This is a genomic window from Bradyrhizobium sp. Kon69 (assembly GCF_055807515.1).
Window position 1 is genome coordinate 1 of the sequence record NZ_JBVVOS010000240.1, and the last position, 309, is coordinate 309.

Annotated in this window: 1 protein-coding gene; it reads left to right on the plus strand. The window is 60.2% G+C overall.

The window, feature by feature from the left end:
* Positions 1-34 precede the first annotated feature (34 nt).
* Positions 35-309, plus strand: a 275-nt coding sequence (locus AC0L3U_RS38985; protein ID WP_473365055.1) for a dermonecrotic toxin domain-containing protein, incomplete at its 3' end; no start/stop codon positions are given.

Here is a 309-nt window from a genome sequence, read left to right on the forward strand (position 1 = left end):
GGACCTTGAGCAAGCCCGGGAGCCTGGCAGGGTCGTGGCCTATGTGCCTGACGACCCTGAACACCCCATCAAGGAATACGCGTCCACAGCCGACATGATGCTGGAGCTCACGCGCCAGTTACGCACGCCGCAGTACCAGGTCTTTTTCAGTCGTTTCGTCGCTCATGAGCAACGCGGTTTCTTCTTCGCCGACCTGAGCCGACGCCTGTCCAGGGTCACCTGGCAAAAGGCCGAAAAAGGCAGCGAACTGCCCACCTGGCGCGACACCCCGATCGAGCGACCCAACTTGCAGTTTTATGTGACACCGAT